Origin of the sequence: Micromonospora psammae, assembly GCF_036902725.1 — a bacterium.
Classification (GTDB): Bacteria; Actinomycetota; Actinomycetes; order Mycobacteriales; family Micromonosporaceae; genus Micromonospora.
Window position 1 is genome coordinate 92,550 of record NZ_JBAKHM010000011.1, and the last position, 26,481, is coordinate 119,030.

At 71.1% G+C, this 26,481-nt stretch carries 18 protein-coding genes; 4 read left to right on the forward strand and 14 right to left on the reverse strand.

From position 1 onward, the window contains the following. Nucleotides 1-19: 19 nt before the first annotated feature. From V6U79_RS15535 to V6U79_RS15545, 3 genes are read right to left on the reverse strand one after another with little or no spacing between them, the layout of a single operon-like run. Nucleotides 20-670, reverse strand: coding sequence for an HAD family hydrolase (locus V6U79_RS15535; RefSeq protein ID WP_334525252.1), 651 nt, complete (start codon nucleotides 668-670; stop codon nucleotides 20-22). A gap of 20 nt (nucleotides 671-690) precedes the next feature. Then, the gene (locus tag V6U79_RS15540) at nucleotides 691-945 is read right to left on the reverse strand and encodes a glutaredoxin family protein (RefSeq protein ID WP_334615044.1); all 255 of its coding nucleotides are present in this window, start codon (nucleotides 943-945) and stop codon (nucleotides 691-693) included. Beyond that, a complete protein-coding gene (locus tag V6U79_RS15545; RefSeq protein WP_334615045.1) occupies nucleotides 935-2,581 on the reverse strand; it encodes an AMP-binding protein in 1,647 nt (548 codons plus the stop codon). The genes V6U79_RS15540 and V6U79_RS15545 overlap by 11 nt, the downstream gene beginning before the upstream one ends. 500 nt (nucleotides 2,582-3,081) lie before the next feature. Between V6U79_RS15545 and V6U79_RS15550 the strand changes: the two genes are divergently transcribed. From V6U79_RS15550 to V6U79_RS15560, 3 genes are all read left to right on the forward strand, one after another. After that, on the forward strand, nucleotides 3,082-4,056 hold the full coding sequence (locus V6U79_RS15550) for an ECF subfamily RNA polymerase sigma factor, BldN family (protein ID WP_334615046.1): 975 nt from the start codon (nucleotides 3,082-3,084) through the stop codon (nucleotides 4,054-4,056). 230 nt (nucleotides 4,057-4,286) lie between these two features. After that, the gene (locus V6U79_RS15555; RefSeq protein ID WP_334615047.1) at nucleotides 4,287-5,162 is read left to right on the forward strand and encodes a DUF5667 domain-containing protein; all 876 of its coding nucleotides are present in this window, start codon (nucleotides 4,287-4,289) and stop codon (nucleotides 5,160-5,162) included. Nucleotides 5,163-5,280: 118 nt separating this feature from the next. Next, nucleotides 5,281-6,156 carry an HAD family hydrolase gene (locus tag V6U79_RS15560; protein WP_334525267.1) on the forward strand — a complete coding sequence of 292 codons (876 nt, stop codon included), beginning with the start codon at nucleotides 5,281-5,283 and terminating at the stop codon, nucleotides 6,154-6,156. Between the two features lie 9 nt (nucleotides 6,157-6,165). Here V6U79_RS15560 and V6U79_RS15565 read toward each other — a convergent pair whose 3' ends face one another. From V6U79_RS15565 to V6U79_RS15615, 11 genes are all read right to left on the reverse strand, one after another. Then, nucleotides 6,166-7,119, reverse strand: coding sequence for a hypothetical protein (locus V6U79_RS15565; RefSeq protein WP_334615048.1), 954 nt, complete (start codon nucleotides 7,117-7,119; stop codon nucleotides 6,166-6,168). A gap of 74 nt (nucleotides 7,120-7,193) precedes the next feature. Further along, nucleotides 7,194-8,144, reverse strand: a complete 951-nt coding sequence (locus tag V6U79_RS15570; RefSeq protein ID WP_334615049.1) for a hypothetical protein — start codon at nucleotides 8,142-8,144, stop codon at nucleotides 7,194-7,196. A gap of 99 nt (nucleotides 8,145-8,243) precedes the next feature. Beyond that, entirely contained in the window at nucleotides 8,244-9,098 is an 855-nt protein-coding gene (locus V6U79_RS15575) for a lysophospholipid acyltransferase family protein (protein WP_334525473.1), read from the reverse strand. A 308-nt stretch (nucleotides 9,099-9,406) separates the two neighbouring features. Beyond that, nucleotides 9,407-10,480, reverse strand: a complete 1,074-nt coding sequence (locus V6U79_RS15580; protein ID WP_334525273.1) for an NAD-dependent epimerase/dehydratase family protein — start codon at nucleotides 10,478-10,480, stop codon at nucleotides 9,407-9,409. Nucleotides 10,481-10,600: 120 nt separating this feature from the next. After that, a complete protein-coding gene (locus tag V6U79_RS15585) occupies nucleotides 10,601-10,702 on the reverse strand; it encodes a 30S ribosomal protein bS22 (RefSeq protein WP_007465623.1) in 102 nt (33 codons plus the stop codon). Nucleotides 10,703-10,906: 204 nt separating this feature from the next. After that, nucleotides 10,907-11,116, reverse strand: a complete 210-nt coding sequence (locus V6U79_RS15590) for a helix-turn-helix domain-containing protein (RefSeq protein ID WP_334525276.1) — start codon at nucleotides 11,114-11,116, stop codon at nucleotides 10,907-10,909. A 251-nt stretch (nucleotides 11,117-11,367) separates the two neighbouring features. Continuing rightward, entirely contained in the window at nucleotides 11,368-12,552 is a 1,185-nt protein-coding gene (locus tag V6U79_RS15595) for an ABC transporter permease (protein ID WP_334525279.1), read from the reverse strand. Further along, on the reverse strand, nucleotides 12,549-13,577 hold the full coding sequence (locus V6U79_RS15600) for an ABC transporter ATP-binding protein (protein ID WP_334615050.1): 1,029 nt from the start codon (nucleotides 13,575-13,577) through the stop codon (nucleotides 12,549-12,551). The genes V6U79_RS15595 and V6U79_RS15600 overlap by 4 nt, the downstream gene beginning before the upstream one ends. Beyond that, complete coding sequence (locus V6U79_RS15605) at nucleotides 13,574-14,953, reverse strand: efflux RND transporter periplasmic adaptor subunit (protein WP_334525285.1); 1,380 nt, start codon at nucleotides 14,951-14,953, stop codon at nucleotides 13,574-13,576. Before V6U79_RS15605 ends, V6U79_RS15600 begins: the two co-directional genes overlap by 4 nt. 57 nt (nucleotides 14,954-15,010) lie before the next feature. Then, nucleotides 15,011-15,250 (reverse strand): hypothetical protein, encoded by a 240-nt coding sequence (locus V6U79_RS15610; protein ID WP_334525288.1) that lies wholly within the window; start codon nucleotides 15,248-15,250, stop codon nucleotides 15,011-15,013. 24 nt (nucleotides 15,251-15,274) lie between these two features. Beyond that, nucleotides 15,275-21,640, reverse strand: coding sequence for an RHS repeat domain-containing protein (locus tag V6U79_RS15615; RefSeq protein WP_334525291.1), 6,366 nt, complete (start codon nucleotides 21,638-21,640; stop codon nucleotides 15,275-15,277). A 341-nt stretch (nucleotides 21,641-21,981) separates the two neighbouring features. Here V6U79_RS15615 and V6U79_RS15620 point away from each other — a divergent pair, with 341 nt between their 5' ends. Then, complete coding sequence (locus V6U79_RS15620) at nucleotides 21,982-26,460, forward strand: LamG-like jellyroll fold domain-containing protein (RefSeq protein WP_334615051.1); 4,479 nt, start codon at nucleotides 21,982-21,984, stop codon at nucleotides 26,458-26,460. Nucleotides 26,461-26,481 lie beyond the last annotated feature (21 nt).

A 26,481-nucleotide genomic window follows, 5' to 3' on the forward strand; every position in this document is an offset into this window, starting at 1 on the left:
GCCAGCGGGAGGCCGGGGGTTACGGCAGGGTGGTGGCCAGGGTTACGGCGGCGGTGAGGGTGTCGGCGGTGGGGTGGGTGCTGGCGCGGAGGCGGGCCGGGTCGGACAGGCCGCCGGTGTAGAGCACGCAGCTCGCGCCGACGCTCTCGGCGGCGTGCGCGTCGTCGAGCGAGTCGCCGATCAGCACCACCTGGCGACCGTCGAGCCCCAGCTCGGCGAGGTGCTTCTCCAGCCACTCCGCCTTGAAGCCCCCACCGACCGTGGCGCGCAGCCCGTCGACCCGGCTGAAGTGCGGGGTCAGCCCGTAGGTGTGCACGGTCGGCACCAGCTCGTCGTGGAACCACATCGAGAGCAGCGACTGGCTGCCCGGCCAGGCCGCGATGGCCGCCGTCGCGTCATCCGCCAGCGCGCAGGTGGTCAGCCGGCTCCGGTACGCCTCGTGGAAGATCCGGTCCAGCTCGCCGAACGCCTCGGCGTCGACCGCCCGCCCCAGCATCTCGGCGTAGTAGTCGGCGATCGGCCGGCGGAACCGGACCCGGTGCTCGTCGGTGGTGACCGACGGCCCGCCGACGCTGGCGAAGGCGATGTTGGTCGCCTCCACCACCAGGTCGAGGTCGTTGAGCAGGGTGCCGTTCCAGTCCCACACCAGGTGGTGGCGCGCAGGGGTCATCGCAGCACCATAAGGCCCGCTCAGAGCTGTGGGGTGGTCAGGTCCCGCAGCAGCCGCTCCTCCTCCACCCGCCAGTAGCCGTGCTCCCGGCCGTCGAGGAGCACCACCGGCAGCCGGTCGCCGTACTCGCGCTCCAGCTCGACGTCGCCGGTCACGTCCTTCTCCACCCACCGGTCACCGGTGACCGCCACCACCCGGTCCAGCGCCGCCTTGGCCTCCTCGCAGAGGTGGCAGCCGGGCCGGGTGATCAGGGCGAGCCGGGCGTCAGTGGACATCGGGCACCTCCGTAGAGCGGGCGGGCGGCGCCGGCCGCAGCTGGGTCTTGCGTACCTTGCCGATCGCGGAGTATGGCAGCTCGTCGACGAACTCCACGTCGGTCGGGCACTTGAACCGGGCCAGGTTGCGCGCGCAGTGGGCGAGCAGCTCCTCGCCGCTGACCGGACGGCCCGGCGCCGGCACCACGTACGCCCGGACAGTCTCCCCCGTCCGGGGGTGCGGCACACCGAGGACGGCCGAGCCGGCGACCCCGGGGTGCCCGTCGAGCACCAGTTCGACCTCGTGCGGGTAGACGTTGAAGCCGTTGACCAGGATCAGCTCGCCGAGCCGGTCGACCAGGAACAGGTCACCCTCGTCGTCGGCGTAGGCCACGTCCCCGGTGGCCCACCAGCCGTCGGCGTCGGGGCCGCCCCGGCCGTCCGGCCAGTAGCCGGCGAAGAGGTTGGCCCCGCGGACCACGACCTGGCCGGGGTCGGTGCCGGGCGAGGGGTCGACCAGGAAGGGGTCGTCCCCGTCGTCCTCCGGCGCCGTCGCGCCGTCCCGCCACAGGTCGACCCCGTCCGGCCCGACCAGGCGGAGCTCGACGCCGGGCAGCGGCCGGCCGACCGAGCCGGGCTTCGGCTCGCCACCGACCAGGGTCGAGGTGAGCACCGGGGCGGTCTCGGTCAGCCCGTACCCGACGTGCACCGGGTGTCCGGTGGCCTCGGTGAAGCGGGCCGCGGTGGCCGGGTCCAGCGGCGCGGCGCCGCAGACCGCGACCCGCACCGAGGCGGTGGCCGCGGCGACCGTGTCGGCGTCCGCGCCGGCCCAGGCCAGGAACATCGACGGTACGCCGACCAGCACGCTGACCCGGTGCCGGGCGATCACGTCGAGCGCGCCGGTGTCGCCGAGATCGTCGACGAGCACCCCGGTGGCGCCATGGTGGATCACCGCGCCCAGCCCCGAGTTCAACCCGTACGCGTGGAACAGCGGCAGGGCGAGCAGCACGGTGTCGTCCGGCCCGACCACCGGCGGGGTGATCCGGTCGAGCTGGTCGTGGTTGGCGGCGAGCGCCCGGTGCGGGAGCATCGCCCCCTTGGGCCAGCCCTCGGTGCCCGAGGTGTAGAGCAGTACCGCCAGGTCCTCGCCGCCGCGCGCCGGGGCCGGCGGCGCCGCCGGCCCGCCCGTGGGCAGTTCGGTGTGCACGGCCGCCAGGGCCGGCAGCTCGGCGGCGAACCCGGCGACCCGGTCGCGGACCGCCCCGGTGCAGAGCAGCACCGTCGCACCCGAGTCGGCGAGCACGTGGCGCAGCTCCCGGGCGGTGAAGCCCGGGTTGACCGGCACCGCGACCAGCCCGGCCCGCAGCGCGGCCAGGTAGGCCACCACGAAGTCCGGCGAGTTGGGCAGCGCGATCGCCACCCGGGGCGGGTGCCCGTCGGTCGCGGCGGGGGCCTCCGCGGCGAGGGCGGCGGCGGTGGCGGTCACCGCGGCGTCGAGTTCGGACCAGGTGACGGTGCGATCGCGGTGGTGCAGCGCGGCGCGGTCGCCGTGGGCGACCACCGCCCGGCTGAGTCGGTCGGCGAGGTTCGGCGCGGGGCTGTCGGCGGGGTCCTGCACGGTGGCTGAGTCTGGCACAGCGGCACCCCGCCCGGCCATGCCCCGCCGACACCCGGTCACCACGGGTGGGCCGCACGGCCGACCGGACCCGTCCCGCCGGGTCCCCGGGGCATCCGCCGCGCGGCCGGAGCCGTCCGGCCCGCGACACGCCGGTCAGCCGGCCGCGACGGCTCCCACCAGGACTTTCCACTCCGGATCAAGCCACGACGTGAAAGTCAACCGCACACGACGGACAACCGGTCCGCCGTGCGTGCGACCCAGGGGGAAATACTTTGGCCCTGTGTAACGGACTTGCCACGCGCGGGTGACGTTGGCCCTATCATCACTCGGGTCGGCTCACCCGATTTGCCGTGAGTCGACACCCCTCAGCCCGAGGAGGCCCCCGTGCCTGTGAGCGCATTGGACCAGCACCTCAAGGGGATCTGCCGCCCGTCGGCACACCCCTGTAAGGCCCGGCCCGCCCGGGGCCGACCGGACGCCGCCACGGCGTCCCGTCGCCACCGGGCGCGTCCGGCCGCGCAGCGCACCGGGGAGGCACGGTGACCACCTTCGGCTACGCGGAACGACCCGCCGGCCTGAACGGCCTCACCGGCCCGACACCCCGGACGTCGCCGAACGAACGCCTGGAGCCGGTCCGCTCCGACGACACCCGCAGCCGCGCCGACGGCGCGTCCCGACGGCTGCGCAACCGGCACAACGAGGCCCCGGCCCGGCAGGTCGTACCGGGCGGCAACGCCAAGCCGAACGGCGGCCGGGTGGTGTCCCCCGCCCGGCCCAGCATGCCGGCGCAGAGCCGGCGGGCCGGCGAGCCGCCCGCGGTGGCCGACCAGTCCGGCCCCGAGACCGCGGTGCTGCCGGCGGTGCCGGCGGGTGACACCGCCGTGCTGCCCGCCGTGCCGGCCGCCACGACACCGGCCACCGGGTTCCCCAGCCGGCCCGACCCGTCCGACCCGGCCACCGAGGTCTGGGGGCTGGTGGAGCGGGCGCAGGCCGGCGAGTCCGAGGCGTTCGGCCTGATCTACGACCGGTACGTCGACACCGTCTTCCGCTTCGTCTACTTCCGGGTGGGCAACCGGCAGCTCGCCGAGGACCTCACCTCGGACACCTTCCTCCGCGCGCTCAAGCGGATCGGCAGCTTCACCTGGCAGGGCCGCGACCTCGGCGCCTGGCTGGTCACCATCGCCCGCAACCTGGTCGCCGACCACTTCAAGTCCGGCCGTTACCGGCTGGAGGTGACCACCGGCGACGTGCTCGACGCCGACCGGGAGGACCGCGGCCCGGAGGGCAGCCCGGAGGCGGCGGTGGTGGAGCACATCACCAACGTCGCGCTGCTCACCGCCGTCAAGCAGCTCAACCCGGAACAGCAGGAGTGCATCGTGCTCCGCTTCCTGCAGGGCTTCTCGGTGGCCGAGACGGCCCGCGCGATGGGCAAGAACGAAGGCGCCATCAAGGCGCTCCAGTACCGCGCCGTGCGCGCCCTGGCCCGCCTGCTCCCGGACGGTTTCCAACCCTGAGCGGCCGGCGATGACGATCACGCATCGTGATTTCACTGCCGGCCGCCCCGTAACCCGGGCCCCTCGCGGACCGTTTTTCCGGGTGCGACCGGTGGTTGTGCCGGCGCCGCCGGACCCACCCGGTCCGGAACAGCGCCGGCCACGCACTCCGCCCGTCGGCGTACGCCGCCGCCGGTCGCTGGGAACCAGCGCGGCCGACCGGCCGTGACCAGCGAGAGGGGGTGCCTGCGGTGGACAGCGACCTCTTCTCCCGTCGGCGGGCCGCACGCTTCGCCCAGCTTCTCGACGAGGCCAACGGCGGCCGGCGACACCATGTCCGGTCCCGCGCCGACGACCAGCTCACCGCCCTCGTGGCGGTGGGTCGGCGGCTCGTCGACGAACGCCCGGACGTCGAGGTGGACCAGGAGTTCCGGACCGGGCTCCGCGCGATGCTGATGGCCACCGCGGAGCGGGAGGGGGTCGGCGTCACCGCCGGCGCGGCGACCGGCACCACGCCGGCCACCGCCACCTCCCGGGGTTCCCTGCTCGGCGCGGTCACCGCGCGCCAGGTCCGCGCCCGGGGCGCGATCCTGGTCGGGATCGCCGCCGGCGCCGTGGCGCTGTCGGGGATCTCCGCCGCCAGCGAGGACGCGGTCCCCGGCGACGCGCTGTACGGCATGAAACGCTCCACCGAGCGGGCGCAGCTCGCCCTGGCCAGCTCCGACCTCGGCCGGGGGCAGCTCTTCCTCGACTTCGCCCGCACCCGGCTCGACGAGGCCGCCACCCTCCACGGTGACCTGGCCGGCTTCAGCGCCGTGCTGGACGACATGGACGCCGACACCCGGCAGGGCGTACGGCTGCTGACCACGACCGCGGCGCAGCGGTCGGACCCGGCCGGGCTGGACGCCGTCAACACCTTCGTCGCCGGGCAGCGGCGGGCGGTCACCGGGCTGCTCGACGGGGCCAGCCGCGCCGAGCGGGACCGCACCCGGCGCTCCCTGACCCTGCTGGACACGATCCGCGAGCGCTCCGACGCGCTGCGGGCCGCCATCGCCTGCGAACTGCCGGCCCCGGCGGCCAGCGACGCCCTCGGTCCGGCGCCGGCCAGCTGTCCCGCCGACCGCTGAGCCGACCGGGGTGGCGGAGCTGCGCACGCCACAGTTCACCCTTCGCCCGACCGCCGTTCTCCGGCGTCCGGCTAGGCTCGGCGGTGCAGACGTCACGGGTCGGACGAGGGGAAGTGGCATGACCGGCAGCCGTAAGGTCACGGTCAGCACCGACGCCCGCGGGCACACCGCCGGGTGGGCGGACGCCGAGCTGGAGACGCCGGCGCCGCCGTGCCCCGATCCCACCGCCGCCGCCTTCTTCGACGTGGACAACACGATGATGCAGGGCGCGTCGATCTACTGGTTCGCCCGCGGCCTGGCCGCCCGGAAGTACTTCACCACCGGAGACCTGGCCCGGTTCGCCTGGCAGCAGGCCCGGTTCCGGCTGCTCGCCACCGAGCACGCCGGGGACATGTCGCAGGCCAAGGAGGCCGCCCTCGCCTTCGTCGAGGGCTGGCGGGTGGACGACGTGGAACGCCTCGCCGAGGAGATCTTCGACGAGCTGATGGCCCCGCGGATCTGGGCCGGGACCCGACGGCTGGCCCAGCGGCACCTCGACGCCGGTGAGCGGGTCTGGCTGGTCAGCGCCGCCCCGGTGGAGATCGGCCGGGTGATCGCCACCCGGCTCGGCCTCACCGGCGCGGTCGGCACCGTCGCCGAGGTGGTCGACGGCGCGTACACCGGGCGGCTGGTCGGTGACCTGATGCACGGCCCGGCGAAGGCGGAGGCGGTCGGGCAGCTCGCCGCGGTGGAGGGGCTGGACCTGTCCCGCTGCGCGGCCTACAGCGACTCCGCCAACGACCTGCCGATGCTCTCCGCGGTCGGGCGGGCGGTGGCGATCAACCCGGACGGCACGCTGCTGCGGCAGGCCCGCCAGCGGGGCTGGGAGGTGCGGGACTTCCGCACCGGGCGGCGGGCGGTCAAGATCGCCGTACCGTCGACCGCCGCGGCCGGTCTGCTGGCCGGCGCGGTCAGCGCGGGCCTGGCGCTGCACCGCCGTCGCCGCGCCGTCTGACCGGCCGGGTCAGCCGGCGACGTGGTAGTTCACCGCCCAGTAGCCGGTGTTGGCGGTGAAGTTCGACGCCTCGACGCCGACCCAGCCCTGGAAGCTGCCGTCGTCACCGATCACCTGCAGGTACGGCTTGCGGTGTGACCCGCCGGTGTAGCAGGCGGCGCTGGTCAGGCAGGTGCACCAGTGCTCGTAGAAGTTCCGCCGACCGGCTCCCGCCAGGTAGTACCGGATCGGCGCGGAGGTCGCCCCGCCGCCGCACGCCGAGCACGCGGTGGTCGGCTGGCCGAGCAGGCTCAGGCAGGTGGCGCCGCACCGGGAGAAGAGGTTGATGTGCATGTTGCTGGAGCCGCGCACCCCGGTCGACCCGCTGTAGCCGGCGTACTCGCCCGCATACATCACCTTGGGGATGTCCCCCACCGGCACGTAGGCGTTGTTGGACGCGGAACTGCCGAAGCCCCAACCCACGGTGACCCCGTAGTTGGAACTCACGAAGTCCATCCTGGCCAGGTTGCTTCCCGCCGCGCCCACCCGCCAGGTCTCCCGGGAGCCCTCGCTCCAGGAGATGGTGACGGTGTCACCCGAGGTGGTGTAGGTCCCGGAGAGGCTCCTGTTGCCCGCGCCGGGCTGGAACCCGGTGGCCGTGCGCACCTCGCAGTCGTGGTTGGGGCAGCCGGTGGTGCGGATACCCGTGCCGGAGGCGCCGACGGCGGTGGCGCGGTTCCAGTACCAGAAGCCCTCGGTGACGGTGCCGTCGCCGAAGAAGTAGTACATGGCGAGGCGCACCCAGACCGGGCCGCCGGCCGGCTCGCCCGCCGGCGGGATCGCGCCGAGCGCGACGGTGTAGATGCGCCGCCCGCCCGGATAGTCCACCGCCTGTGCCGGCGTGGGCGCGACGAAAGTCGCCATGGTCACCGCGACCAGCACGGCCGCCAACGACCGCCGAACCGCCCTCCACCTGTCACACATGACTGGACTCCCCTGCGTACGGATCAACAGACGGTTCGATGACGGGCGGAACGGAGCGGCTGAGGTGGCGACGGTCAGAAGTCGAGGTGGTAGTGCACCGCGAAGTAGCCGGTGTTCGCGGTGAAGTTGGACGCCTCGACACCGATCCAGCCGTGGAACGTGCCGTTGTCACCGATCACCTGGAGCTGGGGCTTGCGGTGCGAGCCGCCGGTGTAGCAGGCGGCGCTGGTCAGGCAGGTGCACCAGTGCTCGTAGAAGTTCCGCCGGCCGGAGCCGGCCAGGTAGTAACGGACCGGTGAGGAGGACGCCCCGGTCGGGCACGCCGAGCACGCGGTGGTCGGCTCGCTCAGGCGGCTGAGACAGTTCGCGCTGCACCGGGAGAAGAGCTGCAGGTCCATCTGGCTGGGCCCGGCGTAGCCCCGGACGTTGTTGTAGGCCGCGTACTCGCCCCGGTACTGCTTCAACGGCACGCTGCTGATCGGCGTGTACGTGTCGTTCGACGCGAGACTGCCGAAGCCCCAGCCCTCGGTGACCCCGTAGTTGGAGCCGACGAGGTCGAGCCGGGTGAGGTCGCTGACCGGATCGCTGGCCCGCCAGGTCTCCACGGATCCCTCGCTCCAGGAGATGGTCGTGGTGTCCCCGGACGTGGTCCAGGTGCCGTTGAGGGTCTTGGCCGCCGCGGTCGGCTCGAAGTTCTTCGCCGTCCGCACCTCGCAGTCGTGCCCCGCGCAACCCGTCGTCCGGTAGCCGGTACGGGCGTCACCGACCGCCGTGGCGTGGTTCCAGTACCAGAAGCTCTCGCGGATGGTGCCGTCGGCGTAGAAGTAGTACATGGCCAACCGGACCCAGACCGGACCCGTCGCCGGATCGCCGTTGGCCGGCACGGAACCGAGGGCGACGCTGTAGATGCGCCGCCCGCCGGGGTACTCGGCGGCCTGGGCGGGGGCCGGAGCGATCAACGCCACCATCATCAGTCCCAGCAGGGCCGCCGTGACCCGCCGCGCCGTCGCCCAGTACGTACCCATGTGTCTCCCCCGTCCGGTCATCGACCGGGGTCATCGTAGGGGTGCGCCGTGCCCGCCCGGGGCCCGCCGGGACGAATGGGGCGCCGACGCGCACCGGCCTCAGGGGCCGAACGGGTCGGGGCGGCGTTCCAGGAGCTTGTGCAGGGTCTGCTGGATGGTCTCCCGGACCTGGTCGGCGAGGTTGAACACGACCAGCGGGTCGTCGGCGGAGTCGGTCAGGTGCGCCGTGGGGATCGGCGGGCAGAACTCGATCAGCCACTTGCTCGGCAGCGGCACCATGCCCAACGGCCCGAGCCACGGGAACGTCGGGGTGACCGGGAAGTACGGCAGCTTGAGCAGCCGGGCCAGGGGCTTGATGTCGGCCAGCATCGGATAGATCTCCTCGCCGCCCACGATGGCGACGGGCACGATCGGGGTGCCGGTACGCAGCGCCGCCGAGACGAACCCACCCCGGCCGAAGCGTTGCAGCTTGTAGCGGTCGGAGTAGAGCTTGCCGATGCCCTTGAACCCCTCGGGGAAGACGCCGACCAGCTCCCCGTTGCCGAGCAGCCGCTCCGCGTCCGGGTTGCAGGCGACCGTGCCGCCGGTCTTGCGGGCGATCTCGGAGACCACCGGCATCCGGAAGACCAGGTCGGCGCCGAGCAACCGCAGGTAGCGCTGCGCCGGGTGCTGGTCGTGCAGGGCGGTGGAGAGGATCAGCGCGTCCAGCGCCACGGTGCCGGAGTGGTTGCCGACCACGAGGCCGGGCCCGTCGGCCGGCACATGTTCCAGCCCGGTGACCTCGGTGCGGAACCAGTCCCGGTAGAGCAGCCGCAGCAGCGGGTGGAAGACCGAGCCGGTCAGGTCCGGGTCGAACCCGAACTCGTCCACCTCGTAGTCGCCGGAGAGGCGCCGGCGCAGGAACGCCAGCCCGGCGGCGACCTTCTGGTCCCAGTGGTCGTGCCGGTCCGGCACCGCCGGCCCGTCCGGCGCCGTCGCGGACGCCCGCCCGGTCGCCGCGGCCTCGTCCGCGCCGGCCGGCCGCTGCGCCGCCGGGCCGGTCCCGTTCGCCGGTTCGGGGTGCGGGGACGGCTCGTCGGTCGCGGAGAGGTCCGGCTCGCCGTCGGTGGCCGGGTCGACCCGGGTCCGGTCGGGGGCGACGGCCGCCGTGGGGCGCCGGTGCCCGTTGCGCCGCGCCGGCTCCGACCCCGGACCGGCCGCGGTCAGCGGTACGTCGTACCGGCCGTCGGCCCCGGCGCCCTCGCGGCGCTCCTCCGGGCCGGTCACGACCGCTCCCGTACGGCCGAGCGGACCTGCCGGATGCGCTCCAGCACCAACTGCTCGGCCGCGGCCAACTGGTTGCGGTGGAGCACCACCCCGCCCCGGTGGGCGCGGATGAAGTCGTCGAAGGCGGCGGCGGTGGAGCGCGGGGTGAAGCCGTACTCCCGCTCCAGCCGGCTGGTGTCGACGACCCGGCCGTGCACGAAGAGGTCGACCTGGTCGAGGCCGTAGCGGCCGAAGCCGAGGTTGCGGGCGATCGCGGCGGCGCCGGAGAGCCCCGGCTCCAGCACCGGCATCGCCACCCGGCCGGCCCGACGGATGGCCTGGGAGAGCGAGAGGACGCCGGGGCCGGCGACGTTGTACGTCCCCGGGTGCTCCTCGGCGATGGACCGGTGCAGCACCTCCAGGGCGTCGTCGAAGTGCACGAACTGCAACCGCGGGTCGCGGCCGAAGACGGTGGGCACCACCGGCTGGGAGAAGTAGCGGGTGAGCGTGGTGTCGGCGGTGGAGCCGATGAACGGCGCGAAGCGCAGCACGGTGGCGGTCACGTCGGGACGGCGGCGACGGAACCCGCGGACGTACCCCTCGATGTCGAGGATGTCGCGGCCGAAACCGCCGCGCGGCACCTCGCGCGGCTCGGTCTCCTCGGTGAAGACCGCCGGGTCGCGGAAGGACGCGCCGTACGCGGCGGTGGAGGAGCGCACCACCAGCTTGCGCAGCCGGGGTGCCCGCTGGCAGGCGGCGAGCAGTTGCATGGTGCCGATGACGTTCTGTTCCTTCATCGCCGCCCGGCCGCCGTGCTGCGGGTCGGGGGCGCTGACCAGCGCCAGGTGCACCACGGCGTCGACGTCGAGGTCGGCGAGGAGGCCACCGAGCGAGCCCAGGTCGAGCCGGATCCGCTCCACCCGGTCGAGCAGGTCGGTGAACTCCGGGCCGGGGGTGGTCGGGTCCACCCCGATCACCCGTTCGATCCGCGGGTCGGCGGCGAGCCGGGCGGCGACGTGCGCGCCGAGGTAGCGACCGACCCCGGTCACGACGACGACCCCCGGAGCACCAGAGGTGCCACCGGGGGTCATCTCGCACGCCTTGACCGGCAGGCGGGATCGAGCCGGGACGTCCACGGCCTGATCACCTGAGCCTCCGAGGGTCGACAGTTGGCAAGTGGTGCCGGATGCCGGGCCGTGGCCCGGCGTCGGTCACTTGCCGAGACGGCGACGCTGGACGCGGGTCTTGCGCAGCAGCTTGCGGTGCTTCTTCTTAGCCATGCGCTTGCGGCGCTTCTTGACCACCGAGCCCATACGACAGCCTTTCGATGCAACGTGCGGGGCGGACGGGTGGCACCACCTCGGTGGTGCCGGCGACCGCGTGCGGACAACGGACCGGACCAGCCTGGTGGCGTCGGGGCGCACCGGCGTGCGGTCACGGTCGACTCCAGGGTAGCCGGAGAGCGTCAGCAGGACCAACGCGCCCCCGTCGATGCCCGTTACGTCGCAGTCGACGGGTCAGGCGGTCTCCTGGAACGCGCCCCGGAGATAGTCGTGCACCGCGTGCTCGGGAACCCGGAACGAGCGGCCGACCCGGACCGCGGTGAGCTCACCGCTGTGCACCAGGCGGTAGACCGTCATCTTGGAGACCCGCATCACCGCCGCCACCTCGGCGACGGTGAGGAACTTGACATCCGACAGCCGACCGTCGGACTGCGACCCGGCCATGGCTCACCCGACCCATCCCATGCCCGGCGCGTGCCGAGCGACCGGAGTGTGCGTCCGGGGCGGCAACGCGCGTGTTACCAGTACGGTAGCGGGGCGGCTGTTACCGGCGCGATCCCTTCGTACAACTGATCATGCCTGAGCCCGCGATCACTCGACCGTGACCAGGCGTTTTCTCCCCGCTCGCGCCCCCCGTCCCATTGCCGAGACCTCCGACGGACAGGGTGATCGGATTGGGCGGGAGCGGGCCGGGGTCACTCGGCGCGGAGGGCGGTGACGGGGTCGAGGCGGCCGGCGCGTTGGGCGGGGACCACGCCGAAGACGATGCCCACCGCGGCGGAGACGCCGAACGCCAACGCCAGCGACCACCAGGTGATCGCGGCCGGGATCGGCGAGAAGGCGTCCACCAGCAGCGCGGTGCCGACGCCGAGCGCCATCCCGGTGAGCCCGCCGATGGCGGTGAGCAGCACCGCCTCCAGCAGGAACTGCACCCCGATGTCCCGGGGCCGCGCGCCGACCGCCTTGCGCAGGCCGATCTCCCGGGTCCGTTCCCGGACCGAGACGAGCATGATGTTGGAGACGCCGACCCCGCCGACCAGCAGCGAGATGCCGGCGATGGCGGCCAGCACGCCGGTGAGGACGCCGAGGATGTCGCCGAGCACGCCGAGGATCTGCTGCTGGGTGACCGCGCTGAACTCGGTGTCCGGGTGCCGCCGGCCCAGCTCGGCGACGATCCGGTCGCCCAGTTCGTCGATCCGCTCCCGGTCCGGCGCCTTCACCGCGATGCCGTCCACCCGTTGGGTGCCCCAGAGCCGCTGCGCGGCGGTGACCGGCACGTGCACCTCGTCGTCCCGGTCGACGCCGAGGCTCTGGCCCAGCGGGGTGAAGACGCCGATCACCCGGAACCGGACCCCGGCGAGCGTCACCTGCTGGCCGAGCGGGTCCCGGTCGGGGAAGAGCGCGCGGGCCACCGAGTCGCCGAGCACCGCGACCCGCCGGCTGGTGTCCACGTCGGCCCCGGTGAGGTAGCGGCCCCGAGCGAGCGACCGGGTGAAGACGGTCGGGGTGGTCTCCAGCACCCCCTGCACGGTGGTGAAGTCGGACCGGTTGCCGGCGCGGGCGGTCGCGCCCGAGGCGACGGTCACCGCCACCCGGCTCGGGTCGCCGACCACCCGGGAGACCGCGTCGACGTCCTTCAGGGTCAGCGGCGACACCACCGGCGCGGTACCCACCTCGATCTTGCCGGGCACCACCAGCAGCAGGTTGGAGCCGAGCCCCTCGACCTGCTGCTCGACCTTCTGCTTCGTACCGGTGCCGATGGCGACCAGCAGCACCACCGAGGCCACCCCGATGATCACGCCGAGCATGGTCAGCGCGCTGCGCATCCGGTTGGCCCGCAGCGCGTCCAGGGCCACCCGCCACGCCTCCGCGACCCTCACCGGTCACCCCCGGCGTCCGCCGTGGGCCCGGTCCGCTCGGCGGTGGAGCCGTCGCCGGCACCATCGGGGGTACGGCCGGCAGCCCCACGCGGAAGGCGCCCGGTGGCTCCGGCGGGCCCACCGGAGCCACCGGGCGGGTGCCCCGGGCCGCTTCCGGACGCGGACCGGGGCTCCGCGCTGGGAGCGGTCCTCAGTGTCTCAGGTCGCCCGTCCGGGCCGGACAGCGGTCGATCATGGCCCGCCGCGGTCGCGGGCTGCTCCGCCGCCACCGGGTCGGTGGCCGGTCGCGGCGCACTCGTCGCCGGCACCGTCGACGCGGCCGTGACCAGCGGTTCGGCGGCGCTGTCGGACTCCACCACCCCGTCGCGCATGGCGATCTGCCGGCGGGCCCGGGCGGCCACCTCCCGGTCGTGGGTCACCATCACCAGGGCCACCCCCGACTCGGCGTTGAGCTGCTCCAGCAGAGCCAGCACCGCCTGACCGGTGGCGCTGTCCAGGTTGCCGGTCGGTTCGTCGGCGAGCAGCACCGTCGGGTCGGTGACCAGTGCCCGGGCGATCGCCACCCGCTGCTGTTCACCACCGGACATCTGGTTGGGGCGGTGGTCCAGCCGGTGCCCCAGGCCGACCCGGCCCAGCATCGCCGCGGCCCGCTCGCGTCGCTGCCGGGCGCCCACGCCCCGGTAGACCAGCGGCAGCGCCACGTTGTCCACCGCCGAGGTACGCGGCAGCAGGTGGAACGCCTGGAAGACGAAGCCGATGGTCTCGTTGCGCAGGGTCGCCAGCTCCGGCGCGGAGAGGCTGCCGACGTCCCGGCCGCCGATCACCAGCCGGCCGCCGGTCGGCCGGTCCAACCCGCCGAGCAGGTGCATCAGGGTGGACTTGCCGGAGCCGGACGGCCCGACCAGCGCCACGTAGTCGCCGGGCTGGACGGTCAGCGACACCCCGCGCAGGGCGGGTACCGAGACGCCGTCGAGTTCGTAGGTGCGGGAGACGTCGACCGCCTCGATCGCCGGCGCCGGGCTCACCGGACTTCCTGGCCGTCGGTGACCCGGTCGGCGCCGCGCACCACCACCCGGTCACCGGCCTGCACCCCGTCGAGGATCTGCACCAGGTCGGGCCCCTGCACGCCGACGGTCACCGTGGCCCGGTCCGCCTTCCCGTCGCGGACCACCCAGACCGCGTCCCGGCCGTCGGCGGAGAAGACCGCCGAGGCGGGCACGGTGACCGCGTCGGCGGCCTCGCGTACCTGGAGGTGCACGATCGCGTTCATGCCCGGGCGGGGCGTCGGCGCGGCCGCACCCTCGCCCAGCTTCCCGGCGCCGAGGGCGAGGCGTACCCGGTAGGTCACCCCACCCCGGGCGGAGCTGGTCGGGAGCACGTCGACCGAGCGGACGGTGGCCTCGTACGTCGCGCCGGTGACCGCGTCCAGCTCGACCGTGGCGGTCAACCCGGGCCGGACCAGCAGCACGTCCGTCTCGTCCACCTCGGCGGCCAGGCCGAGCGCGCCGGTGTCCACGATGGTCAGCACGGCCGCACCGGCGGTGACCCGGCCACCGACGCCGATCGCGTCGTCCACCCCCGGCGGCGGGCCGGCCCGGGATCCGGTGGGCGCCGACGGGCCGAGGTCGGCGGGAAGCTGACCGCCACCGAGCAGCGCGGCCAGATCGGTGCCGCCACCGCTCGGGGTGCCACCGGGCTGGACCACACCCCCGATCGGGGCGCGCAGGGTCAACGCGTCGACGGTCGCCTTCGCCAGGTCGTACGCCTGCTGGGCCTGGAGCCGCTGGGCGGACGACAGCGCGCCCACGGCGGAGTTCAACCCGGCGACGCCCCGCTGCACCGAACGGACCGCCCGGTCGGCGCTGCGCGCGGCGGCGGCGTACTGCTTCTGCGCGGAGGTCACCTGGGCCAGCAGCGCGTCGCGCAGCTGCTTGTCGGCGATCTTGTCGGCGGCGTCCCGGGCCGCGTCGAACGCCTCGTCGGCGGCCTTGTCGGTGCCGCGCCGGCTGCCGGACAGGTCGCCCGTGCCGACGCCCCGGCCGGCCCGCTTCGCGGCGGTCAGCGCCTCCTTCGCCTGGCGGAGCCGCTGTCGGGCCGACGGCGAGTCGACCACGGCGAGGATCTGGCCGCGCTTCACCCGCTGTCCGGGTTGGACGCGCAGGCTGGCGAGGGTGCCGTCGGCGGGGGCGGTGAGGGTGGCGGCGGCCCGGGCGGTCACCGTCGCCGGGGCGTCGATGACCTCGGCGACCGCGTTCTTCGCGGCCGAGGCGAGGGTGACGTCCGGCTTGTCCTCGCCGCAGGAGGCGGCGGTGGTGCTGGTCAGGACGGTGACGGCGAGCAGGGCGGTGAGCAGGCGGGGCCGCGTGGCTGCGCGCAGCCGCGGCGAGTGGGTGCGGCGCACCCGTCGATCGTACGAGTACGCCGCACCCGCCCCAAAGCATCCGGCGGAATTACACCACTAATCGAGCGTGTAGAAGACGGTCACCCGAGGCCATTCACCGTATTCGTTCACCTCATCGTTGCTGTACATCAGGCCCGAGATGTCAACCGTTCCGTACTTGGCGAGTTCATCGATGGAACTCGCCACATGCCGCAACAGTGCAGGCACATCGTCCTGCCCTTCGCCGAGGGGCAAGCCGATCGAATAGTAGTAGCAGCTCGAGTCCCCGGCCGGACCTCTACCGTCGTCGACGCTCAATTTCTCTCCACCTAAGCCACTCTGCTAAGCACTGGCGATCCCTGGGGCGAAAATGCACACCAGGATACACAGGACAACGAGCCCGACAGTGGCTGCCGTTCCGGCGATCGCCGCCGACTCGGCATCAGGAGCCTGGAACTGCACACCCTGCTCTCCGCCGCCAGCTTCATCAGTCTTCTTCTGCCGTTCACCCGCACCATACTGACTCTGCCGCTTCTTCTGGTTACGGGCACCTTCAGCCTTCTCGTTAGTGTTCTGTTTCTTCAGAGCACTCTTGAGGGCCTTAGGGTTCGAGACCTTCTCGCCCTCCTTCCTCTGCCTGAGCGCCTCATTCTCCTCATCAGTGAACTGCTCGAAGATATTCCGCTTTCCTCGCGAACCCATCAAGCAGGCGCCGTCGTCGTCGTCGCACTCCTTCACCTGCTGCATTTGCAGACGCTCGTTATCCTGCAGCGCCTCCTTGGCTTCCTGGCGCGCCTTTCGCTCTTCGTTGCTCAGGCACGAGTCGGGCTGGGGACAGCCGCGGTGACCCGGTCCCCGAAAGGCGCCAGCGTTGACGCCTTGGCGGTGCATACGGGCTCGGGTAGTGCTCTTGCCGTGCTTCTGACCCCACGACAGGTTCTTGGGAGTGCCGCACCCGTGCGGGCAACCCCCGGCGCCACGACCATCGCCCTTCTTGAGCGGGCGCGGATCGTAGCCGTAACAGTCGAACTCGAGGCAGTCACTGGGGATCATGCCAGTGGGGTCGCTCAGGGTGATCGGCGTGTTGTTGGCATACGAATACCCGTTCCACTGCTGCGGATCATCGACGTCCAGCAGTGGGTCGACGGAGACGAAGCGGCCTATCGCTGCATCGTAGGGACGGGCGCCGACCATCGTCAGCCCGGTGGCACTGACCGGCTTGTTGAGGAAGCCCCGGTTGTCGGGTGCGGTGACAGTCGCACCGCGGGATCCGCCGTAGGGGGTGTACTGCCGCCAGGTGGGGTTCTGGGCGGTGCTGTCGAGATAGAGCGACGGGGTGCCCTGATGGTCCGAGACGGCGAAGGTGTAGGCCGCGCCGCTTCCGGTACGGACACAGCTACCGCCGCCTGGCAACTGGTAGTAGCGAGCACCGCCCATGATGCTGGTGGCGGTGTCGAGGGTGAGCTGCTGCCCGGGCAGGTAGAGGGTGTTCTTGCCGGCCTCCTTCTGCAGCAGCAGGTTGCCGTCGGCGTCGTAGATGAAGGAGTTGCTGCCGCTCGTGCCGCCGGTGACTCCGGTGAGCTTGCCGGCGTCGTCCCAGGTAAGGGTCTGGTTGCCCTGGGCGGCGTTGCGGCCGGTGGTGTTGCCGGCGGCGTCGTAGGTGTAGGAGGTGGTGCCGGTGGCGCCGCCGGTCTTGGTGGCCGAGGTCAGGGTGTGGGGCTTGTTCTGACCGTTGCCGTCGTAGGTGTAGGTGGTGGTGATGTCGGTGCCGCCGGCCAGGTTGCGCTCGACCTGCTCCTCGCGGTTGCCGATCAGGTCGATCTTCCAGCTGGTCCAGTAGGCACTGCCTGCGCCGATGCTGTTGCCGACCATGGACTTGTTGGTGGTGGTCGGCGTGGTGGCGCAGGCGTCGGTGCCGGTCCAGGCCTCGGTGAGCCGGGCCAGGCCGTCGTAGCTGTAGCACTGGGTCTCGGCGGGGGTGGCAACCCCAAGCCGCTTGCTGATCTTGCGGGTGATGTTGCCGGCCGGGTCGTACCGGTACTCCTGCTCGTCAACCGTTGACGGAATGGTTGTCGAGCGGGTGACGAGCTGCTTGGCCAACCGACTGTTGTGCGGGTCATAGGTGTTGGTGACGTACGCCAGGTTGGTACCCGAGCCGAGGGTCTGCTGGTTCACCCGGCCGTAGGCGTCGTAGGTGACCCCGTTGGCGTAACCGGCCGCACCGCCGAGGGTGGTAGGCAGGTCCAGCACGCCGGAGTAGCCGTGCAGCACGGTCTCCGAGGGCAGGCTGCCCTTGGCCGGGTAGGTGTCGGTCAACGGCAGACCCAACACCGAGGTGTAGGAGTGCCCGAAGTAGTAGGACCCGCCAAGCGCTCCCTCGGTGTCCGGGATCGTGACCGTCATGCCGAGCGAGCTGCCGAAGACGTTGAACGCCTTCTGCTGCGTGGTGTACGCCTGTCCGTCGCGGTACGCGATGGTCGTGGTCAGCTTGCCGATGGCATTGGTGACCCCGGCCACGGCGTTGCTGTTGTCGTACACCCACGCCGCCCGCTGATTCGCCGACGACTGGTTCGCCACCGTCGACGCGTACTCACCGGTCTTCCGGTTGAGCGCGTCGTAGGTGAAGGACAGCGCCTTGTTCCGCGCATCAGTCGACTGAGTCAGGTTTCCGTTGGCGTCGTAGACCATGCTGCTGCTGCCGTTGTCCGGATCGGCCTTGCTCTCGACCTGACCGAGCAGGTTGTAGTTCGACGTCCAGACATTGCTCTTGGCGTCGGTCAGGGTGGATTGGTTGCCGTGGCCGTCGTAGCCGTACTTGCTGACGGCGGCGGTGCCCCCGGTGACGGTGAACGTGCCGGTGAAGGTGTCCGTCGGCGTCGCGACGGTCGGACGGGTGCTGTACTCGTGCCGCTCCCTGTCCCGGCCGATCGGGTCGGTGACCGCAGCTTCAACGACTCCACCGGTCGGTGGGACGACAGTCGTGCGGTCACCGCCGTGCACGGTCGTCACCGTCGAGACGGTCACGCCGTCCTTGGCGCTCGTGACGATGACCGGCCGGCCCAACCCGTCGTACGTGGTGAAGGTCTGGTTCGGCACCTGCTTGCCCAGGTTGGTCGCCGACACCGGGGTGCTCACCGTCGGAGTGGTCGCGTCGTCCCACCAACCGTTGTACGACGACCGGACCCATCCGTGCGTGTCGTAGAACTGGTCGCTGATCATCCGACCGCCCTGCGGGGTCACCTCCTGGCTCTGCCGCTCGCGCAGCAACGCGTCATAGATGACCACCGAGGTCTGGTAGCCGTTGGAATTGTTTAATTCCTGGCTGGTGAGAGCGGTGACGCCGGTCCTCGACACCGTGTAGGCGAACTTGTGGTTCGCCGGGCTGCTGGTCGCACGGTTGTTCAGCCACACTGCCGTACTACGGCCGAGAGCGTCGTAGTGCTGGCGGGCAACGACACCGTTCGCATCCGTACTGGTCGCCGCATTCCCGCGACGGGTGTTGAACGTCGTGGATCGGACGTGCCCCAGCGCGTTCGTTTGGGAACTCCCGGTCAGCAGGTTCACACCGTTCATCGTGTACGCGCTGGTCGTCTTGTTGCCCTTGGCGTCGTACTCATCGACGACCCGGCCGTAGGGGTCGTACGTCGTCCTGCTGTCCGTCTGCCACACGTAGGCGCCGGAGACATGGTCCTTGGCGACCTGGGTGAGGGTGGCATTCCCCGTGGCGGGAGCAGTCGGTTGAGGGAATGTCGTGGCGAACTCCGGGTCGTCGTAGAAGGTGCGCTGGGCTGCGACCACCTGCGCCGGCCGATTCACCGTCGCGGGCGCGGCCAGCGTGTTGACGCTGCCCGCTTCGCTGGCGGGCGTGCCCTGGGTGAAACCGCCACACCCTACCGAGACCGTTTCGGTCTGACTCACCAGACCGACGAGGTTCTTGGCCGTGTTGACGGGCGCGTAGGTGTAGCTGGTGCACTGGTCGTAGGCCGTACCCGCCGGCATCGCGTAGGTGTAGGAGTGCTTGAGAACGCCGAGGGTGGCGCTGGCCGTGTTGCTGTCGTAGCTGCTCTCGGTGGCGGTGTACCGCCACGTCGTCGAAGCGCCGCTCGTGACCGCCTGCCGGGTGTACGTCTTGATCGGCGCAACCCACTGCGCCGTCATAGCCGGCAGGCCGCTACGGCTGCGCGTCGCGGTGGCGCCGGATACCCAGTACGAGGTGATCGTGGACGAGTCAACCCGGCCACCCTCACCGAGGTACGCCGTCGATTCCAACTCACGGCCGGCCAATTCGTCGACGTCCTCGTGCACGCCGCCGGCCGAGTCGGTCAGGTTGACGACGGTGGTGTTGTTGTTCCTGGACATGCCGCGGTAGTAGACGGTCTCAGACAGGGTGCGGCGGTCGTTGACGCCGTCACCGGTCAGAGTTTGCACCTTGCCGTAACCGCGGAACTGGCCGTAGGTGCGGTACTTGGCCTTGACGACCTCGTTCTCGTCGTAGTGCCAGGCGGCACCGTTGAGGTACTTGTAGCTGCTCGACAGGGCTGCGGCGCCGCCGGTGGGGTCGGTGGAGGTGACCCGGGTGACGGCCCACTTGTTGAACCAGTCCTTGATCGGGTTCACGTAGCCGTCGGGGGTCCAGTAGATCGGGTAGCACGACTTGGCGTTCGCCGCCGGATCCGTGGTCACCGGGGCAGCACACGCCGACGGGAGTTCGTAGGTCGGCGAGATGACCGAGCCGGTCTCGGTGGTGATGGTGGCGAGGCGCTGCCGGTAGAACGACGGCAAGCCACCGGTGGTGTCCACCCGGTTGGCCAACTTGATGCCTGTGAACGAGATCGACGGCAGCGTGATGGGCGCGGTGGAGCCACCGGCACTGGTGTCGTGGCCGGTGCGGGTAATCGACGACAGCCACAGCGTCGGCGCAGTCCCGTCCCCCGTTGCCGGCATGGTGTGCGCCAGAGCGTACGAGTCGACCTCCTCGTAGGCCGAGGTGGCGACGTTGTACTGCTGCGTCTCGATCGACGACAGGCGCGCGGTGGAGAAGAACGACGGACTCCATGCCGTGCAGTTGGTCCCCGAGTTGCAGATCAGGTCGAACGGCACGTCCGGCCAGTTCGCCTTGTTCGTCGAGTTGAGCGGCTGGCAGGTGCCGGCCAGGCAGCGGTCACCGGTGTTGAAGACGACCCGGTTCGGGACGGTGCCGTAAGCGCCGTTGTCGCGGAAGCCGTAGTCGATCCGGGCGAGGTTGCTGTCCCGCACGTAGGCGACATCCGTCGCACCCATGTTACGGCCGTAGTAGTTGGTGGCCTGGTCGTAGTAGTAGGCCATCGCGTTGCCGTTGGCATCGGTGACGTAGTCGAGGTTCCACCGGCGTGCCATGGTGCAGACCGAGGACGAAAACCCGGCAGAGTTGTAGCACGGGTCACCGGCGTGCGGAGAATACACGGGCATGTGGTCCACCGACTTGGTCTCCGGCTTACCGGACGCCCAGCCCGGCAGCCGGTTGCGGCCGAACTCGTAGGTCGTGCCGTCGCGCAGGGTCACCCGCCAGTAGTCGGTGTTGTAGGTACCGGTGCCGTTGTTCGAGTTCACGACGTGGGTGACGACCTCACCGTTGTCCGACTCCGGCTTCCAGACCTTCTTCGTCGCGTCCCAGACCAGGGACGTGGACGACCCGTTCAGCGAGAGCGTCAGGACCGGCCCGTCATAGCAGCGGTCGAACGTCTTGACCGGGGAAGGGCTGCCTCCCGGGTCGTCCCGGCAGGACGCGAAGCTCTGCTCGACGAAGGAGCGCGGAGTCGACCAGCCGTCACCCGCCCATGAGGCCTGGGCGTTGGTCGCGGCGGTCTGCCCGTCCACGCTGCCCGAGTCGTACGACAGCGCGACCGTCGGCACCAGGCTCGAGGCCGCCGGTGGTGTGGTGATCGGATACGAGTACGTGAACGAGCCGGTGCTACCACCACCGGCCCACGTCTCGGACGGCTTCAGATCGGTAGCGTCATAGGTTCCGCCGGCGCCGCCACCGTCAGCGGTCGCGGCGAGCACCATCATGCTGCTACTTGCGCCCTGCAGACGCGTGTCCGACGTCGCCATCGCAACCTCGGCCGAGACCGTCTTCGCGGCCACGTCGTTGGTCGACGCCAACGGCTGATCAGTGCGACACTCGCTCAGCTTCGGCGTCGTCAATGCACACGCCGGCAGCTGGACCAGCTTCAACCGCGACCCGTAGTTGCCGCCGTACGCCTCCGCGAACCCCTCATAGTCCAGACCGACCCGCACCGCGCCGGAAGACACGTCGGGAGCGACGGACAGCAGCACGCCGTCCACGCCGGCCGCCTCGGCGGCCTTGCGGTCGGCGACCTTGACCTCCAGGCTGCGCGGACCGGCCGATCGGCCGGCCACCGGTTGCGCCCACACCGGCGTACCCGCGGCGCGCATCTTCGCTGCCGCGGCACCCCGCGCCCCCGCAACCGAGGCCGAAGCCGATGTCAGGTCGACCCGGGCCGACGCGGCCTTCGGCCACGACACCCGGGTCGGCTTGAAGTTCGACTTCGCGTCATCCGGTGGCGTGACGAACTTCGTCGGCAACGGCTTCACGCCCTTGACCGACCGACCAGGTGACGTCGCCGGCGCCTTCGCCAGCTCGCCACCCCTGGGTTTCGCCGACACCGGCGATCCCGACAACAAGCTCGCCACCAGCGACGTGGCCACGGTTACCGCGACCAGACGTCTGGGACGAGTCAGCAGGCGTAAGCCCCCGTGCCCGACCATCCGAACCTCACCTCTGCGAGATAGAACGAAAGCCACGCAGGGTGTTCGGTTGCGCACCCCCGTGGCGCGAACAATGTTTCATGTCTTCGATCGATCAAGGTCACGGGAAGATAACGATAGATGGAGATCACAGGGTCCAAATCGGTCGCAGAGAGTCCGAACGGGACAACTTCCTGTGACGAAAGGCGTTCCCCGGAGGCCGCCTCAACTGTTTCACTGTGGCCGCTCACCGGACTCGCGACGCGAGCCCGTAGACAGCCACACGGGGGAGGCACCTCTTCATGCCCAGGAACGACCCTCCAGATAGGACGGACGGGAGGAGAGCTGTCGCGACCGGCGTCGCCGCCAGCCTCTTCATGGCCACCGCGGCCACGTCCCTGACCATCTCGCCGGTCGCCGCCGCGCCGGCGAAGCCGGCCCCGAAGCCGGCCGGCGCCGCGCTCAGCGTCGACCAGGCGATGGTCGAGGCGAAGCGGGCCGGTAAGCCGGTCGAGGCGACCGCGGCCGCCACCTCGACCTCGACTTTCACCGCCCGTCCGGACGGCACCGTTGAGCTGACCCAGTCCGCCGTGCCGACCCGCACCCGCGTGAACGGGCAGTGGAAGAACCTCGATCCGACCCTGGTCCGGCACGCCGACGGCAGCATCACCGCCGCGGTCAGCACCAACCCGATCCGGATCTCGCCCGGCGGCACCGGCCCCCTGGCCGAGATGACCAGTGGCGACCGGGCCCTGTCGGTCACCGCACCGCTGGCCCTACCCGCGCCGACCCTCTCCGGGCCCACCGCCACCTACGCCGAGGTGCTGCCCGGCGTCGACCTCACCGTCCGGGTCAGCGGCGAGGGTGCCTTCTCCCACGTCTTCGTGGTCAAGAACCGCGCCGCCGCCGCCAACCCCAGGCTCAGCACCCTGGACCTGGCCACCACCGCCAGGAACGTCAACCTGGTCGCCGACCCGGCCGGCAACATCAGCGGACGCGACCGCACCGGCCGCACCGTGCTCGCCGCGCCGGCCCCGGCCATGTGGGACTCCGCCGCCACTGCCACCACCCAGGCCGGCCCCACCAACCGGAACGCCACCTCCAGCCCCGCCGCCCCCGGCCGCGGCGCCCGGACCGCCGCCATCGGCGTCAAGATCGCCGCCGGCAAGCTCCGCCTCACTCCCGACCGGGGCATGCTGGACGACGCGAGGACCGTCTATCCGGTCTACATCGACCCGACATTCACCTGGACGCCGGTCGGGCCGAAGATGTCCGGCTGGGCGACGATCTCCTACCAGCACCAGTCGACGAACTACTGGAAGAACACCCCCGACCTCATCGGCCGGATGCAGGTCGGCAACTCGGGCAGCCAACGCTCGAACACCCTGATCAACTTCCCCGTCCCCCACGGCACGCTGGCCGGGGCGGAGATTTACGACGCCATCTTCAAGATCACCAACACGAAGTCGTGGAGCTGCACCGACAAGACGGTCAACGTCTACGCCCCCGGCACGACGCTCAGCTCCGGCAACGCCACCTGGAACTACTGGGAGTCACAGAGCAAGGGCCCGCTGGCCGCCTCCAAGAGCTTCGCCCACGGCTACAGCGGCTGCGACGCCGCCGGCGTCTCCTTCGACATCAGCAGCCAGATCAGGACCGACGTCACCAACAAGAAGCCCACCCGCACCCTCTGGATGGTCGCCGCCAACGAGGCCAGCGACACCCAGAGCTGGAAGGAATTCCTCGAAACCAGCCCCACCCTGACCATCCGCTACAACCACAAGCCCAACACCCCAACGGGGATGACCACCTCGCCGACGACGTCCTGCGCCGCGGCCACCCCCACGATCGTCGGCGACACCGCGGTCTCGCTCTACGCCCCGGTCTCGGACCTCAACGGTGGCACCCTCGGCGTCTCCTTCAAGGTGTGGAAGGACAGCGACGCCACCCAGACCGCCATCGTCCCGACCGACCCCAACCTGTTGACGTACTCCTCGGGAACCACCGCAGTGCGGATCGTTCCCCGGGATGTACTCACCTCGAAGTCCCTCGACAGCGCCGGAAAGCCGGTGCCGACGAGGTTCGCGTGGAAGGTCCAGGCCACGGACTTCCGCACCGCCAGCAACTGGTCGGTCACCTGCAAGTTCACCTTCGACGCCACGCGCGCCGGGCCGCCGAAGATCTCCCCGCCCACCGGTGCGCCCACCATCGGCCAGCCGGCCACCTTCACGATCGCGCCTCCGCCGACCGGAACCACGCCAACCGGCTACGCCTACCAGCTGAACGCGGCACCGCCGGTGGCCGTCACGGCCGACAGCAGCGGCAACGCGAGCATCACCGTCACGCCGACCCGCTTCACCAACACGATCGCGGTCACCAGCGTGACCGCCGCCGGGAAGAACTTCGGCGAGACCGACAGCCTCCCCTTCAACTCCAATCCGCCGCCCACGCCCGCCCCGGATGGTGACCTGACCGGTGACGGCAGGGCGGACCTGCTGACCGTCGGATCGGCCAACAACCTGAAGCCCGGGCTCTGGCTGGCGGAGAACAACGGCGAGGCGGGCGTCAACCCTGCCATCAGCAACATGGGCGCCCGGGGCAACGGCGTCACCGGGGAGAACTCCCCCGTCGACTTCAACGGCGCCCAGGTACTCACGGGACGTTTCACCGGGGGCAGCTTCCAGGATGTGTTGGTCTACTACCCCGGCGGCGACAACGCCGGTGGTGGCGGGGTCATCGCCGGCAACGGTGACGGCTCGGTCCTGATGCCGGAGCGCAGCGGCATCCAGTTCGGCATCGACTCCCAGTCACTGCGGGACCAGAACAACAATTCCCCGATCCAGCTTGCCAACGTGGGCGACAGCCGCGGCCTGGGGTGGACCTTCCCCGACCTGATCGGCACCAGCGGCGACGCCACGACCGGCTACCAGTTGACCTACTACTTCACCAATCCGATCACCGCCGGCTACTACGGGGCGACCTCGACCGGCGCGCTCACCCCGACCGGGGGCGCCGACTGGAACAACTGGACCATCACCGCCGCTCCGACGAACACCGGCAACGCATTGTTCCTGTGGAACCGCACCACCGGGGCCCTGCACCTCTGGACCGACCTGCGCTACGACGAGAACACCGGGCAGGTGACCTACACGGCCCGCACCCTCGCCGCCTCGGGGTGGAACACCGGCGCCTCCCTGTCTCTGCGGGCAGGGGACATCAACGGCGACGGCATCGCGGACCTGTGGACCGTCGGCGCCGGCGCGCTCACCACCACCTGGCTGGTGACCAACCTCCAGGCGGGCAGCGCCACCATCACCGCCCAGCCGAAGCAGACGCTGATCACCTCGGACCACACCTGGCAGTTCGACGACCAGGAGAGCGAGGCGGTGACCACCGCCACGGACCTCTCCGGCGGGAAGTCGCTCGGCGTCGAGGTGCCGACCGGCACCATCGGCTCCAACGCGATCTGGCGCAGCGGTGACCTGTTCAGCCCGGCCATCGTCATGAACACGGACGGCAGCGGGACGGAGGTCGACCTCACCAAGAAAACCGCACTCGTCAACAACGAGCGATTGATCGACACCACCAAGTCGTTCAGCATCTCGGTCTGGGCCAAGCCGACCGCCGCCGGCGGTGTCATCGCCAGCGAGGACGGCGCGAACGCGTCACGCTTCCTGCTCTGGAACAACGAGAGCGACAACACCTGGCGCTTCGGACTGGGCAACGCCGACAGCGGGTGGTCGTACACCCAGGTGGTGACGCCGGCCGGGACGGCGCTGGGGGTCTGGACGCCCCTGGTGGCGACCTACAACGCCGAGACCCGGACGATCTCGCTCTACGTCAACGGCGTGCTGAAGGGCGACGCCCAGTACACCGCGACGCCGACCTGGCCGAGCACCGGCAAGTTCGTGGTGGGCCGCTACAAGTACCAGGGCGCTCCCGCCGCGTACTACGCCGGCATGATCAGCAACCTGCAGGTGTGGAAGCGGGCACTCACCCCGACTCAGGTCGCTGCGACCAACAGCGCCAAGAGCGGTTCCCTCACGCCGGTCGGGTCGACCACCTGGACCCCACCCGGCACCGGCCGGGTGGAGACCGACATCTACGCCAGCGACGCCGACGGCAACCTCTGGAGGTATCGCAAGCAGGACGCGAAGCTGACCGCGCCGCGCCTGATCTCGACCGGGTGGGACCAGTTCACCGCGTTCGGCATCGCCGACTGGGACCATGACGGGTATCAGGACATTGTGGCCAGGGACAACAGCAGTTGCGAACTGAAGGTCTTCCTGGGCACGGCGGATGACTTGAGTCCCACCCCCACCTTCCTGGGGATCCAGTGGTGCAGCTACCGCCCGTTCGGTGTGGCCGACTACAACCGGGACGGCTACCAGGACATCTTCACCGCTGGTTCGACCAACGACATGTGGGTCTACCCGGGTGACCTCAAGGGCGGCAACGGCACGCGGATGGACATCGGCAACGGCTGGACCACCGACTTCACGGGGTACGGCGTCGCCAACGTCGTCGGGGACGCCACGCCGGACATGTACGGCCGGCAGGCGAGCACGGGCATCCTGCGGCACTACGACATGGCACCAGACAAGATCACCCAGGTCGGTATCGGCTGGGCTGGCTACACCTCTTTCGGGCTGACCGACTTCAACCGGGACGGCAAGCCGGACGTGATCGCGCGGGAGAACTCGACCGGCATCCTGTGGCTGTATCCAGGGACCACGGGCGGCATGCTCGGCGCCCGCACCCAGATCACCACAGGCTGGTGACCTGACGACGGCGGGTCGGGC

What these genes read in the sequence shown, in the direction of transcription:
- V6U79_RS15570 (WP_334615049.1), bottom strand. Translation starts at nt 8,144, where the DNA reads ATGGGTACGTACTGGGCGACGGCGCGGCGGGTCACGGCGGCCCTGCTG.
- V6U79_RS15560 (WP_334525267.1), top strand. Translation starts at nt 5,281, where the DNA reads ATGACCGGCAGCCGTAAGGTCACGGTCAGCACCGACGCCCGCGGGCAC.
- V6U79_RS15585 (WP_007465623.1), bottom strand. Translation starts at nt 10,702, where the DNA reads ATGGGCTCGGTGGTCAAGAAGCGCCGCAAGCGCATGGCTAAGAAGAAG.
- V6U79_RS15545 (WP_334615045.1), bottom strand. Translation starts at nt 2,581, where the DNA reads ATGGCCGGGCGGGGTGCCGCTGTGCCAGACTCAGCCACCGTGCAGGAC.
- V6U79_RS15620 (WP_334615051.1), top strand. Translation starts at nt 21,982, where the DNA reads ATGCCCAGGAACGACCCTCCAGATAGGACGGACGGGAGGAGAGCTGTC.
- V6U79_RS15565 (WP_334615048.1), bottom strand. Translation starts at nt 7,119, where the DNA reads ATGTGTGACAGGTGGAGGGCGGTTCGGCGGTCGTTGGCGGCCGTGCTG.
- V6U79_RS15580 (WP_334525273.1), bottom strand. Translation starts at nt 10,480, where the DNA reads ATGACCCCCGGTGGCACCTCTGGTGCTCCGGGGGTCGTCGTCGTGACC.
- V6U79_RS15535 (WP_334525252.1), bottom strand. Translation starts at nt 670, where the DNA reads ATGACCCCTGCGCGCCACCACCTGGTGTGGGACTGGAACGGCACCCTG.
- V6U79_RS15590 (WP_334525276.1), bottom strand. Translation starts at nt 11,116, where the DNA reads ATGGCCGGGTCGCAGTCCGACGGTCGGCTGTCGGATGTCAAGTTCCTC.
- V6U79_RS15540 (WP_334615044.1), bottom strand. Translation starts at nt 945, where the DNA reads ATGTCCACTGACGCCCGGCTCGCCCTGATCACCCGGCCCGGCTGCCAC.